Source organism: Rhodopseudomonas pentothenatexigens, from assembly GCF_900218015.1.
Classification (GTDB): Bacteria; Pseudomonadota; Alphaproteobacteria; order Rhizobiales; family Xanthobacteraceae; genus Rhodopseudomonas; species Rhodopseudomonas pentothenatexigens.
This window is the reverse complement of record NZ_UFQQ01000007.1, coordinates 1-13,421: the sequence shown is the minus strand read 5'-3', so window position 1 is coordinate 13,421 and position 13,421 is coordinate 1. Positions and strand designations below refer to the sequence as shown.

Here is a 13,421-nt window from a genome sequence, read left to right as displayed (position 1 = left end):
AACCGTCGAAGTGGGTTGAGGTCGGACCGTCCGCGTTGCGGACCATCGGGTTCGTTGCAGTCGGGTCTTACCGCCGGAGACAACAGGATCAGCTCACCGACCCGCGCCGTGGTCGCCAGGCAAGCGACAGCCGTGCTCTGGCGATATCGCGCAGAGTGCGGTCACCGCCGGAGATGCAATCCTGCTCCGGATCTCGTTGTGCTCAGATCGTTGGTGTCAGTGGCGGGTCAGACCGGGACTACCCGCGAACGCCGCTCGAGCGTGGTAAGTGTCTTCTCGTCAGAAGACGGCCAGGATGTTGCCATGCGACCTCCTGCTCATCGGTCTCGTCACCACGCATCCCTCTCGGCCGAACTAACAATGCGGCCAGAGGTTGATTTGCATCATCTGCAGGCGCATTGTTTGGGTCAATCGAAACATTGTCTGGCAAACAATGTGGACGCCCGACCTTACCGGCAGAAATCCCGTTCGCTACGTCGCCATCGTCGAAGCCTTGGCCGAGGCGATCGCGACCGGCGTGTTGCGGCCGGGAGACCAGCTCCCCACCCATCGTGAGCTGGCTTGGCGCCTCAAGGTCAACGTCAGCACCGTGTCCCGGGCTTATGCCGAGGCAAGCCGGAGACATCTGGTTTCCGGCGAGGTCGGCCGCGGGACCTATGTGTTGTCCGAGAGCCGCGAAGCGGTCCTGTTCGTGCTGAAGGAGCCGATCGATAACTCCGCTCTCCGCTTCATCGACCTCTCCACCAACGTTCCGGCAATCGATCCGTCGAGTGCCGATCTGGATCTGGCCCTCGCGGACATCGCGCGCGATGGAGGACTCGCCGCCGCACTCGACCATCCGACACCGGCTCTGATTGCCCGCACCCGCGCGACCGCAGCGAGCTGGGTCGCTGCGCGCGGTCTCGCATTGCGTCCCGCCGACATCGTACCGACGGCAGGCGCGCAGCAGGCGCTGCTGGCGGTGCTGCTCGCGATCCGTACGACCGGCGAGCCGGTGCTGGTCGAAGAGCTGACCTTTCCGGGTATCAAGGCGTTGGCTCGCCAGCTCGGCCTGCCGCTACACGGCGTCGCGATCGACGCGCAGGGAATCGTCCCAGAGGCGCTCGACCGTGCGGCGCGGGCGACGTCGGCGCGGGTCGTGGTGCTGGTTCCTGCGCTGCAGAACCCGACCGGCGCGACGATGAGCGAAGCACGGCGCGCCGCCGTGGCCGCGGTCGCCGAGCGGCGCGATCTGCAGATCATCGAGGACGACGTCTACGGCGCCCTGGCGGCGACGCCGCCCCTCGCGGCGCTGATTCCGAACCGCTGCACGCTGGTGACGAGTTTCTCGAAGTCGGTCGCCGCGGGCTTGCGCTTCGGATTAGTTGCGGGGGCCGGACCGGTCGCACGCGCCGTCGCGGCCGAGCCGCAGACGACACTCTGGCCTTTGGCGCCATTGATGGCGGAGATCGCCTGCCGCTGGATCGAAGACGGCACCGCCGCGCGCCGGGCGAAGTGGCAGCGCGATGAGGTGGCGGTTCGTCACCGGCTCGCCTGCCGACTGTTGCCGAATGCTCGGACGGGGCCTTCCAAGCCGTCGCCGCACGCGTGGCTCGCCGTGCCGCCGGAGATGGCGGACCCGATCGCGGCATGCCGAGCAGTCGGCGTCGATATCGTCTCGGCCGCGACCTTCGCGGTGACCCGCGAGCCGCCTGCCCGGATCCGGATCAGCCTGACAGCAGCGGAAACGCGCGCCGAGCTCGGCCGCGCATTACAGCGACTCGCAGCCATCGGCGTGACATGGCCGGCGGATTCGGAAACTTGACGTGGACGGCGCGACGCGATCCGACTTAGTCCGTGGAGCGGCGCAGCTCGGGCGCGGCCTCGACCTTGGGCGGATCGAGCCGGGCCGATTCGACGCGCGGCACCGGCACGCTGGCGGTGACTTCGGCGCGCTGCTGGGTGCCGGGCGGATGCAACGACCGCGGGCGGGAATGCGAATGCGAGATCGCACGGGCGAGCTGGATCCGGCCGGAATGGCGGAAGTCGCAATACGCGAAGCCCATGCCGGACACCGAGCCGCGGAAGCTGCGCTCGCTGGTCTTGGTGAGATTGAAGCAGGGCTCGAACGGAATGCCCTTGATCGACGCGCAGATCGCCTCGCCGCGGACCTGCAACGTATTGCCCGGCAGACGCATGAAGCGGTTGGGGCCGGAGCCGGAGAACTGGACCTGGCCGGCGGCACCGCCGTCGTCGAACACGCGGCCTGCGCCGCGGGTTCCGTCGAAGCAGGTGAAGGCGAACACCTTGTTGGCGACGAATCTGCGTGCCTCGTCCGCATTCATCGAACCGGCCATCGCCGGAAGGACCGCGGCACCTGAAACCAAGGCGCCGAATACGAAGCGCGCAAACATGCCTGTACTCCTACTGGGAGCGGGTGGAACTCGTTTAACCCGATCCTTACCATACAAACTGAGGCAAGAATGGCGCAGCTTGGTTGGTAAAGTCTGAACGAACTAACCGATCCCCTACGTAATTTTCACCACGATCCGGCCGCGGACCTGGCCGGCCAGCACCTTGGCGCCGGCGTCGATGACCTGGTCCAGGCTGATTTCCTGCGTGATTTCCGCCAGTTTTGCCGGATCGAGGTCGGTTGCGAGCCGTTCCCAGGCACGCTTGCGCTCCGGCAGCGGGCACATCACCGAGTCGATGCCGTAAAGACACACTCCGCGCAAAATGAACGGGGCGACCGAGCTGGGCAGATCCATGCCGGCGGCGAGGCCGCAGGCCGCGATCGCGCCGCGGTACTTGGTCATCGACAGCAGATTGGCCAACGTGGTCGAGCCGACGCTGTCGATGCCGCCGGCCCAGCGTTCCTTCGCCAGCGGCTTGGCTGGACCGGACAGCTCGTTACGGTCGATGATCTCGGCGGCGCCGAGCTGGCGCAAGTAAGCCTCTTCGGACGCCCGGCCGGTCGAGGCGATGACCTGATAACCGAGCTTGGAGAGCAGCGCGATCGCGACCGAGCCTACGCCGCCGGCCGCGCCTGTGACGACCACCGGGCCGTCCTTCGGGGTCAGGCCGTGCTTCTCCAGCGCCAGCACGCTGAGCATCGCGGTGTAGCCGGCGGTGCCGATCGCCATCGCGTCACGCGCGCTGAGCGACTCCGGCAGGCGTACCAGCCAGTCGCCCTTGACGCGGGCCTTTTCCGCGTAGGCGCCGAGATGGGTTTCGCCCATGCCCCAGCCGTTGCACACCACCTTGTCGCCGGCCTTCCAGTCGGGATGCGAGGACTCGATCACGGTGCCGGCGAAATCGATCCCGGCGATCATCGGAAAGCGGCGCACCACCGGCGCCTTGCCGGTGAGAGCGAGGCCATCTTTGTAGTTGAGGGTCGACCATTCCACCGCGACGGTGACGTCGCCGTCCATCAGCTCGGCGTCGTCGAATTGCGTCAGCGCCGCAACGGTGCCCTTTTCGGCCTTGTCGATCCTGATCGCCTTGAACGTCGCCATGTCGCGCCCCCCTTGAATTGTGCTTGTCGGTGCCGACCTGAGTTAGAGAACCAGAGGGCCGGCTGTAAAGGTCACGGTGCACTGCAGCGATGCAATTGCGTGACTCTGCTGTGACGATTTAGCCCTTTCGACCTCTGGCGGAACAAAGAGCCGCGTGTTATATTAGATTTGCTCTTAATGAGGATAAGTCGTGTCCTCTTGAGTTCCTGACAGCGGAAGCGATCGACGCAGACGGCTCAGGGAAGCGGTTCAACGCAGCACATTGAAAGGTGCCGGCCGTTCTGGCCGGATTTCTCAAATCCGACATATGCTCAAATTGAGTATATTTCGGATCGCGTACCAGGGGAGGCGTCGATGCCGCTTGCTGAACTCTATGGCCCGGAGAATTTCGGCCTGCCGCCGCACGCACGCCAGGGTGCGCTGGCCCGCGCCCCGCTGAGCGTTGCGGAGAAGGCGCGCGCACTGCCGATGCCGTCGCTCGACTGGACCCCGGAGGTCGAGGCGGCGACCGCGCATCTTTATGCCAAGGTGCAGAACGTCATTCCGCCCGTCGAGTGGCCGTTCATGGCGCCCTACGTCAAGGCGATCAACGAGCTGAAGCGCGAGCGCGATGCCGTGATCCTGGCGCACAACTATCAGACGCCGGAAATCTTCCACTGCGTCTCCGACATCGTCGGCGATTCGCTGCAGCTCGCGATCGAAGCCACCAAGGTGAAGGCGTCGACCATCGTGCAGTGCGGCGTGCACTTCATGGCGGAGACCTCGAAGATCCTCAACCCGGAGAAGCGCGTGCTGATCCCGGATTCCCGCGCCGGCTGCTCGCTCGCCTCCAGCATCACCGGTGCCGACGTCCGCCTGCTGCGCGAAAAGTTCCCCGGCGTGCCGGTGGTCGCCTACGTCAACACGTCGGCCGACGTGAAGGCCGAGGTCGACATCTGCTGCACCTCGTCCAACGCGGTGCAGGTGGTCGAAAGCCTCGGCGTCGACCGCGTGATCATGGTGCCGGATCAGTATCTGGCGAAGTACGTCGCGTCGCAGACCAAGGTGAAGATCATCGCCTGGAAGGGCGCCTGCGAAGTGCACGAGCGCTTCACCGGCGACGAGCTGCGCCTCTATCGCGAGGCCGATCCGAGCGTGAAGATCATCGCGCATCCGGAATGCCCGCCGGACGTGCTGGCCGAAGCCGACTTCACCGGTTCGACCGCGCACATGATCAACTGGGTGAAGACCAAGCACCCGAAGCGGGTGGTGATGATCACCGAGTGCTCGATGGCCGACAACGTCCAGGCCGAGCTGCGCGACGTCGAGATGGTGCGGCCGTGCAATCTGTGCCCGCACATGAAGCGGATCACGCTGGCGAAGATCCTCGACAGCCTGGTGTATCTGCGCGAGGAGGTCACGGTCGATCCCGCCATCGTCGCGCCGGCCCGGCGCTCGGTGGAACGGATGATCAACCTGAACAACTGAGCCCTCGCGGCTCGTGACCGATGACGGCGTCCGTGCCGCCATCGCTGTGCATCGAAGGCGTTCGCGGACATCGCGTGAGAGTTGGATCGCCGCATGAGCACCACGCCCGAGTTCGCACATCTTGGCGTCCATGGTGACGTCGTCATCGTCGGCGGCGGTCTCGCCGGCCTGTTCTGTGCATTGAAACTGGCACCACGTCCGGTGACCGTGATCAGCGCCGCGCCGCTCGGCGAAGGCGCCTCCAGCGCTTGGGCGCAGGGCGGCATCGCCGCCGCGGTCGGCGAAGGCGACAGCGCCGAATCGCACGCGGCCGACACCATCGCGGTCGGCGCCGGCCTGGTCGACGAGGCGGTGGCGCACCGCCTCGCCGGCGAAGCGGCCGCGCGCATCCACGATCTGCTCAGCTACGGCGTACCGTTCGACCGCGACCTCGAAGGCCGGCTGGCGGTCGCCCGCGAGGCGGCGCATTCGGCGCGGCGCATCGTTCACGTCCGCGGCGACATGGCGGGCCAGGCGATCATCAGCGCGCTGACCGAAGCGGTGCGCGCCACACCGTCGATCAAGGTGATCGAAGGCTGGTTCGCCGACGGGCTGCTGATGCACGACGATGCGGTCGCCGGACTGCGGCTGCGCAAGGTCGGCAACGCCGCCGGCGCGCCGATGCACATCGCGGCGCGCGCCGTGGTGCTCGCCACCGGCGGCATCGGCCATCTCTATGCCGTCACCACCAATCCGATCGAAGCGCGCGGCGTCGGGCTGGCGATCGCGGCCCGCGCCGGCGCGCGAATTGCCGACCCGGAATTCGTTCAGTTTCATCCGACGGCCATCATGGTCGGCCGCGATCCGGCGCCGCTCGCCACCGAGGCGCTGCGCGGCGAAGGCGCGATCTTGATCAACCGCCAGGGCAAGCGCTTCATGCTCGCCGCGCACCCACTCGCCGAACTGGCGCCGCGCGATATCGTCGCCCGCGGCGTATTCGCCGAAGTCGCCTCCGGCCGCGGCGCCTATCTCGACGCCACCAAGGCGCTCGGCGCGCATTTCGCCGAGCATTTCCCGACCGTATACGAGAGCTGCATCTCCGCCGGGATCGATCCGGTGACCCAGCCGATCCCGATCGCGCCGGCGGCGCACTACCATATGGGCGGCATCGCGGTGGACATGCACGGCCGGAGCTCGCTGCGCGGGCTATGGGCGGCAGGCGAAGTGTCCTGCACCGGCGCGCACGGCGCCAACCGGCTTGCTTCCAACTCGCTGCTGGAAGCGGTGGTGTACGCGGCGCGGATTGCCGAGGACATCGCCAACACCGAATTCGTCACCACAAAGTCGCGGCTCGACGTGCACGAGACGCCAAGCACGCCGATCGATCCGGCGCAGGAGCAGCTGTTGCGCCAGACCATGGCCGGCAAGGTCGGCGTGATCCGGGATCGTGAAGGGCTCACCGAGGCGGTGCGGACGTTCGCGGCGCTCGAAGCCGAGACCTCCTCGACCACCCTCGCCAACATGGCGACCAGCGCGCTATTGGTCGCCACCGCGGCGCTGGCGCGCAGCGAAAGCCGCGGCGCGCACTACCGCGCCGACTTCCCGGCCGAGAACCCGGCGCTGGCGAAACGCACCACCACCTCGCTGGCCGAGGCCCACGAGCGCGCCGCTGCGCTCGGCGGCGGTGCCGCGCGTGCGCCCCGCTCCTCTGCGCAATCCGCCCTCGCCTGATCAGGACCACCTTTATGTTGCCGTCTGCCTTGCTGCATCCCGATGCATTCCTGTCGCCATTGGCGATCACCGACGCGGTGCGCCGCGCGCTCGACGAGGATCTCGGCCGCGCCGGCGACGTCACCTCGATCGCGACGATTCCGGAAGCAACCCAGGCCCACGCCACTCTGGTCGCGCGTCAGGCCGGCGTGATCGCCGGGCTGCCGCTGGCGGTCGAGACGTTTCGCCAGCTCTCGCCGGACATCACCATTGCGGCGCATGCCCGCGACGGCGACACGGTCGCGGCGGGGATTCAGGTGCTGACGATCTCCGGCCCGGCCCGCGCCGTGCTGACCGGCGAACGCACCGCGCTGAATTTCGTCGGCCGGCTGTCGGGCATCGCGACGCTGACCGCGGACTACGTCCGCCACACCGCCGGCAGCAAGATGCGGATCTGCTGCACCCGCAAGACCACGCCCGGCCTGCGCGCGCTGGAGAAATACGCCGTGCGCTGCGGCGGCGGCTTCAACCACCGCTTCGGTCTCGACGACGCCATCCTGATCAAGGACAACCACATCGCGGTCGCCGGCGGCATCCGGCCGGTGCTGGAAGCCGCGCGGGCCAAGATCGGCCATCTGGTCAAAATCGAGATCGAGGTCGACACCCTCGATCAGCTCCGCGAGGTGCTGGATACCGGCCTCACCGACGTCGTGCTGCTCGACAACATGGATCTCGACACGCTGAAGCAGGCGGTAGCGATCAGCGCCGGCCGCGTCGTGCTCGAAGCCTCCGGCGGCGTCACCCGCGAGTCGATCAGCAGCATCGCCGCCACCGGCGTCGACTACGCCTCCTCCGGCGCGCTGACGCACTCGGCGCCCAACTTCGACGTCGCGCTGGACATCGACGCTTAGGCAGACGGTTAGCCGAGACGCTTTTGGCAAAAGCCAGACAGCGACTATCTGAAGGCGCTGCGCCCAAAGCGCCGCCTTCAAAACCGCGAGATTCCGGGTTCGCGCTACGCGCGCCCCGGAATGACTGCTTGGGACATGTGGAAGATACCACCGACCGCGGGGTCGATGCCCACGCGCCATTGTCCTGTTAGTTGCCCTTCGCCTGAATCTCCGCGGAGCTCCTGGCGGCTTCGGCGAGTTGGGCGGTGATCGAGGCGGTTTCGGCGGCGGTGCCCCAGCTCGGGGCGTCGCTGCCGTCGCCCCAGGCGCGCGGGCGATAGAAGGTGTGCACGCCGGTCTTGTACATCTTCTTCATCTCATGGACCCAGGACGGCCGCACCCAATAGGCGTGGTAGTGCGTCGACTTGCCGACCTCGGGCAGCCACAGCTTGCCGTCGAGCATGGCACGGGCGATCTTGCGGGCGCGGTCCCACATCTCCGGCTCGCGGACCACGTCGGCGACGTTGTCGCAGGCGAAGGTGAACTGGCAGGCGTAGCGGCGGTGCTTGTTCTGATAAACCACGCCGCAGACGTTGGTCGGATAGAAGCCGGAGAACGCGCGGTTGAGCACCACCTGCGCCACCGCGATCTGGCCGCGCACCTTCTCGCCGCGGGATTCGAAATACACCGCCTCGGCGAGGCACTTCTCGTGCTTGGCGCGCAGCTTGGCATCCGCGGCCAGGCCTAGCCGTTCGGCCGGCGTCTTGACGTGGTGATCGGTGTTGACCTGGCCCTTACCCGCCACCGTCTCTCCCGGCGCCGATGGATCGAGCGACGCCGATCGCGACACCGGCGATTTCAGGTCCGGGTCGGCGGCGTTCGGCGACACGATGATCGGCTCTTCGCCGGGCTGCCACTGTTCCAGCGATTCCTCGGCGCCGCCGAGCGACCCGGTGCCGAAGAACAGGCTGGCGGTCTTGAACGAAAACGGATCGCGCGGCTGCGCAGCGGTGGTGGGTGTGGCTGCTTGGTGCGGCGCATCCGGCGGCAGCGAGCCGTCGTACTGTGGCAGCGGCTCCGACTGCAGCGCCTCGGCGAGCTCGGGATCGAGCGCCGGCGAAGCATCAGGCGAGGCTGCCGCGCCATGGACATCGACATCCGAGACCTGTTCGGCGGTCTTGGCGCCGGCGACACTCGAAGGAGTTGGCACCGTCTCGTCGGACGCGGGAGCGACTTCGAGATGTGGCGCCTGGTCGGGCCTGGCGAGCGCGAGCCGGTCGCCCTTCAGGGTGCGGTCGACCTTGGGATAGTCCGACGCCTGGTAGCGCGACGGCGCCCGTAGCAGCGGATTGCCGGTGGCTCCGAGACCGCCGCTGCGGCCCTCGATACTGACGAGGCGCGCGGCGCCGAGCTGCGGCATCCAGGTTCCGATCGGCCGGCCGAACGAGAATGTCGCGACCTGCACCGAGCCGAGCGAGGACGCGAACATCCGCTTCTGCCAGCGCTCGGTGACGCCGGTCTGCCGAACCAGCAGCGACGCGATATCCTGGTGTCCGATTTCGTTGGGCAGCGTCGCGAAGACACAGACCCCGAGGCCGAAGGACGCAATCCGCGCGCCCTTCGACCGGTTACGCATGACTGACATCGATACGCTCACGCAACGCTTACTCGCGATCAAGTCCGAGGGCTTCGGACAAGTTGATCGTTTCCGTTGTTATCCGATTAAAGTTGCCCGTGCGTTAATGGCCGATGCACGCGCGCAACACGCAATGCCAAGCTGTTAGTTCGCGGAACTACGCGACAGCATGGTGAATCGCGGCTTCACGGCGGTGGTAAAGATTGCGTTGGGAAACGTCGTTAACGACACGTTGCGCGTGGAACCGGGAACGGATCGGGAGCAGCCCTAAATACCAATGGCCGGGACGATGCCCGGCCATTCGAAGTTCGACCGATTTGAGCAGTGCGGCTTACGCCTGGCTGGCGATCGCCTTGCCGAGTGCGGCCTGCGCGGCGGCGAGCCGCGCGATCGGCACGCGGTACGGCGAGCACGACACGTAGTTGAGACCGACCTCGTGGCAGAACGCCACCGACGCCGGATCGCCGCCGTGTTCGCCGCAGATTCCGACCTTCAGGTTCGGTCGGGTCTTGCGGCCGCGATCGACGCCGATCTTGACCAATTCGCCGACGCCGTCGCGATCGACCGAGACGAACGGATCGACCGTGAAGATGCCCTTCTCGATATAGGTGCCGAGGAAGCTGGCGGCGTCGTCGCGGCTGATGCCGAATGTCGTCTGGGTCAGATCGTTGGTGCCGAACGAGAAGAACTCGGCGCTCTCGGCGACGTCGCCGGCCATCAGGCAGGCGCGCGGCAGTTCGATCATGGTGCCGACCTGATACTTCAGATCGCTGCCGGTCTCGCGGTTCACCGCCTGCGCGGTGGCGTCGATCCGCGCCTTGACGAGGTCGAATTCGGCGCGGGTCGCGATCAGCGGCACCATCACTTCGAGACCGACCTGCTCACCGGTGCGCTTCTCGGCCTCGACCGCCGCCTCGAAGATGGCGCGGGCCTGCATCTCGGCGATCTCCGGATAGGCGATCGCCAGCCGGCAGCCACGGAAGCCGAGCATCGGATTGAACTCGGCCAGTTCGCGGGCGCGGTCGGCGAGCCGGCGCGGATCGGCGTTCATCGCCCGCGCCACTTCCTCGATCTCGGCCTGGCTGTGCGGCAGGAACTCGTGCAGCGGCGGATCGAGCAGGCGCACCGTCACCGGCAGGCCCTTCATGATCTCGAACAGCTCGACGAAGTCGGCGCGCTGCATCGGCAGCAGCTTGGCGAGTGCGGCGCGGCGCGACTGCTCGTCCTCGGCCAAAATCATCTCGCGCACCGTGCGGATGCGGGTGTCCTCGAAGAACATGTGCTCGGTGCGGCACAGGCCGATGCCTTCGGCGCCGAACTTGATCGCGGTGCGGGCGTCGACCGGGGTGTCGGCGTTGACCCGGACCTTGAGCTTGCGCACCTCGTCGGCCCAGCCCATCAGCGTGTTGAAGTCGCCCGACAGTTCCGGCTCGATCATCGGCATCTTGCCGGCCAGCACCTGGCCGGTGCCGCCGTCGATGGTGATGATGTCGCCGGCCTTGAAGGTGCGCGAACCGATCATCATGGTGCCGCGGCCGTAATCGACGCGGATCGCGCCGCAGCCGGAAACGCAGGGCTTGCCCATGCCGCGCGCCACCACCGCGGCGTGCGAGGTCATGCCGCCGCGGGTGGTGAGGATGCCTTCCGAAGCGTGCATGCCGTGGATGTCTTCCGGGCTGGTCTCGATCCGGACCAGGATCACCTTGCGGCCGTCGGCGTGCAGCTTGGCGGCCTCGTCCGACGAGAACACGATTTCGCCGGAGGCGGCGCCCGGCGAAGCCGGCAGGCCGGTGGCAATGACGTCGCGCTTGGCGTTCGGGTCGATGGTCGGATGCAGCAGCTGATCCAGCGAGCCCGGCTCGATCCGGGTCACCGCGTCCTGGCGATTGATCAGGCCTTCGTTGGCGAGCTCGACCGCGATCCGCAGCGCCGCCTTGGCGGTGCGCTTGCCGCCGCGGGTCTGCAGCATCCACAGCTTGCCCTGCTCGATCGTGAACTCCATGTCCTGCATGTCGCGGTAGTGCTTTTCCAGCAGGGTGTAGATCCGCGTCAGCTCCTTGAAGGCGTCCGGCATCGCCATTTCCATCGATGGCTTGTCGGAGCCGGATTCGATGCGGGCGTATTCGGTGATGTCCTGCGGAGTGCGGATGCCGGCGACGACGTCCTCGCCCTGGGCATTGATCAGGAATTCGCCGTACAGCCGGCTTTCGCCGGTCGACGGATTGCGGGTGAAGGCGACGCCGGTCGCCGAGGTCTCACCCATGTTGCCGAACACCATCGCCTGGACGTTGACGGCGGTGCCCCAGGATTCCGGAATGTCGTGCAGACGGCGATAGGTCATCGCGCGGGCGTTCATCCACGACGAGAACACCGCGCCGATCGCACCCCAGAGCTGGGCGTGCGGGTCTTGCGGGAAGTCCTCGCCGGTCTCGCGCGCCACCGCGTCCTTGTACTGGCCGACCAGGTCGACCCAGTCGTCGGCGTCGAGATCGGTATCGAGCGTGAAGCCCTTGGCATCCTTGTAGGCGTCGAGGATTTCCTCGAAGTGGTGGTGTTCGAAGCCGAGCACCACATCGGAATACATCGTGATGAAGCGGCGATAGCTGTCATAGGCGAAGCGGCGGTCGCCGGACTTCTCGGCCAGCGCCTCGACGGTCTCGTCGTTGAGACCGAGGTTGAGCACGGTGTCCATCATGCCCGGCATCGAGGCGCGGGCGCCGGAGCGCACCGACACCAACAGCGGATTCTTCGGGTCGCCGAACTTCTTGCCGGTCAGCTTGCCGACGTGTTCGAGCGCGCGCTCGACCTGCGCCTGCAGCTCCTTCGGATAGGTTTTGCCGTTGGCATAGAAGTAGGTGCAGACCGAGGTCGGAATCGTGAAGCCGGGCGGCACCGGCAGGCCGAGATTGGCCATCTCGGCGAGGTTGGCGCCCTTGCCGCCGAGCAGATCGCGCATGTTGGCACGGCCTTCGGCCTTGCCGTCACCGAAGGTGTAGACCCACTTGCCGGCCTTCGGCGCGGCGACCGCCTTGGCGGCGGGCCTCTTGGCGGGCTTGGCAGCGGCCTTGGCCACCGCCTTCGCGGCCGGCTTGGTCGCTGGCTTCGCTGCCGCCTTGGTGACGGGCTTGGCCGCAGCCTTGTTCACCGTCTTGGTCACGGCTTTGGACTTCGCGGCAGGCTTTGCAGCGGACTTGGCGGCCGGCTTGCTAACTGCCTTCTTGGCCGGCTTCGGCGGGCTCTTCGCCACTGCCTTGCGTGCGCTCGACGCGGCAGCGCCCTTTCCACGCTCAGTCTTGGCAGACTTGGATTTCAGGGCGGTCTTCTTCTTCGAAGCGGCTTTGGCCATGGCTCTCAACGGTCCGCGAAAGAGGAACAGAAAACGGGCGCTTTAGACCACGTTTTGGCGGTCGCAAGCAAGGCGGCGGAACCCGAGACGACTAAAGATGCAGGAAACGCAGCGCACCGAGGCCGATCAGTCCGACGCAGATCAGGTAGATCGCGACGATGAAGTTCAAGAGCCGCGGCATCACCAGAATCAGGATACCGGCGATCAGCGCAACGATGGCGGGAATGTGGGCAGTGGTGATTGTCATGGCAGACGGTCTCCGGAGGGGAAGCGATCGACATCGAATCGCATGAGGATTGGTAACCGACACGGGCGGGTAGCGATACCGGCGGCTGATGACGCCGCGGCCCGCGCCGGGGTTCCCTGTGCGCAAAAATCCGGATCGCTGCGACATCCTTGCACGGAACATCGCCGACGCCGCGGCATTGCCTTCACAGAACGTGCGGCGCAGCGCCTCGCCAATTCCGCCGCCGATCGTGATCGTTCGAGTGGACGTCGAAGTCGCTTGAACGTGGGTCCGGGCGCTACCGACGCGACCGGATCGGAGAGCCCCGTCCCGTCCCCCGCCGGGCGGGGCTCTTCTCCGTCTGCCGCCTGCTCAGCCACATTGGTCCCCGAACCGTCTGCCCCAGCCTGTTCGGGCTGCGAGAAAAGCCGGTTTGCGGAGGAAAATGCCGCGACGCGCGCATCGGGAGCTGCGCTTGTGATTCTATCAGCCCCGGAAATGCTTTAGAGTTCCGCTGCGGCGCGGTTGGCGTGCCGTCGTCCGCGGCTTTCCCCGCCGCGACGTTTTGTGCAGCTAGCTGTGGAGCCTCAACAGGTTGTCCTCGGACAGGCCGAGGCGGCTGATGGGTATTTGTGACTTTATGCCGCCGTGGGGCCGGTGCCAATTGTATCGA

At 66.8% G+C, this 13,421-nt stretch carries 9 protein-coding genes and 1 pseudogene; 4 read left to right on the top strand and 6 right to left on the bottom strand.

The genetic code is table 11. The annotated features are described in order from the left end of the window. The first annotated feature begins 433 nt into the window (after positions 1-433). Positions 434-1,804, top strand: a complete 1,371-nt coding sequence (locus DWA33_RS07615; RefSeq protein ID WP_114357503.1) for an aminotransferase-like domain-containing protein — start codon at positions 434-436, stop codon at positions 1,802-1,804. A gap of 25 nt (positions 1,805-1,829) precedes the next feature. On the opposite strand, the gene DWA33_RS07610 is transcribed toward DWA33_RS07615, so the two are convergent. Next, complete coding sequence (locus DWA33_RS07610; RefSeq protein ID WP_114357502.1) at positions 1,830-2,393, bottom strand: hypothetical protein; 564 nt, start codon at positions 2,391-2,393, stop codon at positions 1,830-1,832. A gap of 114 nt (positions 2,394-2,507) precedes the next feature. After that, positions 2,508-3,494, bottom strand: coding sequence for an acrylyl-CoA reductase (NADPH) (acuI, locus tag DWA33_RS07605; protein ID WP_114357501.1), 987 nt, complete (start codon positions 3,492-3,494; stop codon positions 2,508-2,510). A gap of 354 nt (positions 3,495-3,848) precedes the next feature. Between acuI and nadA the strand changes: the two genes are divergently transcribed. The 3 genes from nadA to nadC all read left to right on the top strand — a co-directional run bounded on the left by nadA (position 3,849) and on the right by nadC (position 7,561). Then, on the top strand, positions 3,849-4,961 hold the full coding sequence (gene nadA / locus DWA33_RS07600; protein ID WP_114357500.1) for a quinolinate synthase NadA: 1,113 nt from the start codon (positions 3,849-3,851) through the stop codon (positions 4,959-4,961). A gap of 93 nt (positions 4,962-5,054) precedes the next feature. After that, complete coding sequence (locus DWA33_RS07595) at positions 5,055-6,671, top strand: L-aspartate oxidase (RefSeq protein ID WP_114357499.1); 1,617 nt, start codon at positions 5,055-5,057, stop codon at positions 6,669-6,671. A 14-nt stretch (positions 6,672-6,685) separates the two neighbouring features. Beyond that, positions 6,686-7,561 (top strand): carboxylating nicotinate-nucleotide diphosphorylase, encoded by an 876-nt coding sequence (gene nadC / locus DWA33_RS07590; protein WP_114357498.1) that lies wholly within the window; start codon positions 6,686-6,688, stop codon positions 7,559-7,561. Between the two features lie 187 nt (positions 7,562-7,748). On the opposite strand, the gene DWA33_RS07585 is transcribed toward nadC, so the two are convergent. The 4 genes and pseudogenes from DWA33_RS07585 to DWA33_RS07570 form a co-directional block, all read right to left on the bottom strand. After that, a complete protein-coding gene (locus DWA33_RS07585; RefSeq protein WP_114357497.1) occupies positions 7,749-9,185 on the bottom strand; it encodes a cell wall hydrolase in 1,437 nt (478 codons plus the stop codon). Positions 9,186-9,507: 322 nt separating this feature from the next. Beyond that, positions 9,508-12,522, bottom strand: coding sequence for a pyruvate, phosphate dikinase (gene ppdK / locus DWA33_RS07580; RefSeq protein ID WP_167443148.1), 3,015 nt, complete (start codon positions 12,520-12,522; stop codon positions 9,508-9,510). 91 nt (positions 12,523-12,613) lie between these two features. Then, complete coding sequence (locus tag DWA33_RS07575) at positions 12,614-12,769, bottom strand: DUF3096 domain-containing protein (protein WP_013500996.1); 156 nt, start codon at positions 12,767-12,769, stop codon at positions 12,614-12,616. Between the two features lie 552 nt (positions 12,770-13,321). Further along, positions 13,322-13,421: pseudogene (locus DWA33_RS07570) on the bottom strand (IS481 family transposase); the annotation flags it as partial.

Excerpts from the sequence above, each read along its gene's own strand:
- DWA33_RS07585 (WP_114357497.1), bottom strand. The coding sequence starts at position 9,185 with ATGTCAGTCATGCGTAACCGGTCGAAGGGCGCGCGGATTGCGTCCTTC.
- nadA (WP_114357500.1), top strand. The coding sequence starts at position 3,849 with ATGCCGCTTGCTGAACTCTATGGCCCGGAGAATTTCGGCCTGCCGCCG.
- DWA33_RS07575 (WP_013500996.1), bottom strand. The coding sequence starts at position 12,769 with ATGACAATCACCACTGCCCACATTCCCGCCATCGTTGCGCTGATCGCC.
- DWA33_RS07595 (WP_114357499.1), top strand. The coding sequence starts at position 5,055 with ATGAGCACCACGCCCGAGTTCGCACATCTTGGCGTCCATGGTGACGTC.
- DWA33_RS07615 (WP_114357503.1), top strand. The coding sequence starts at position 434 with ATGTGGACGCCCGACCTTACCGGCAGAAATCCCGTTCGCTACGTCGCC.
- acuI (WP_114357501.1), bottom strand. The coding sequence starts at position 3,494 with ATGGCGACGTTCAAGGCGATCAGGATCGACAAGGCCGAAAAGGGCACC.
- ppdK (WP_167443148.1), bottom strand. The coding sequence starts at position 12,522 with ATGGCCAAAGCCGCTTCGAAGAAGAAGACCGCCCTGAAATCCAAGTCT.
- DWA33_RS07610 (WP_114357502.1), bottom strand. The coding sequence starts at position 2,393 with ATGTTTGCGCGCTTCGTATTCGGCGCCTTGGTTTCAGGTGCCGCGGTC.
- nadC (WP_114357498.1), top strand. The coding sequence starts at position 6,686 with ATGTTGCCGTCTGCCTTGCTGCATCCCGATGCATTCCTGTCGCCATTG.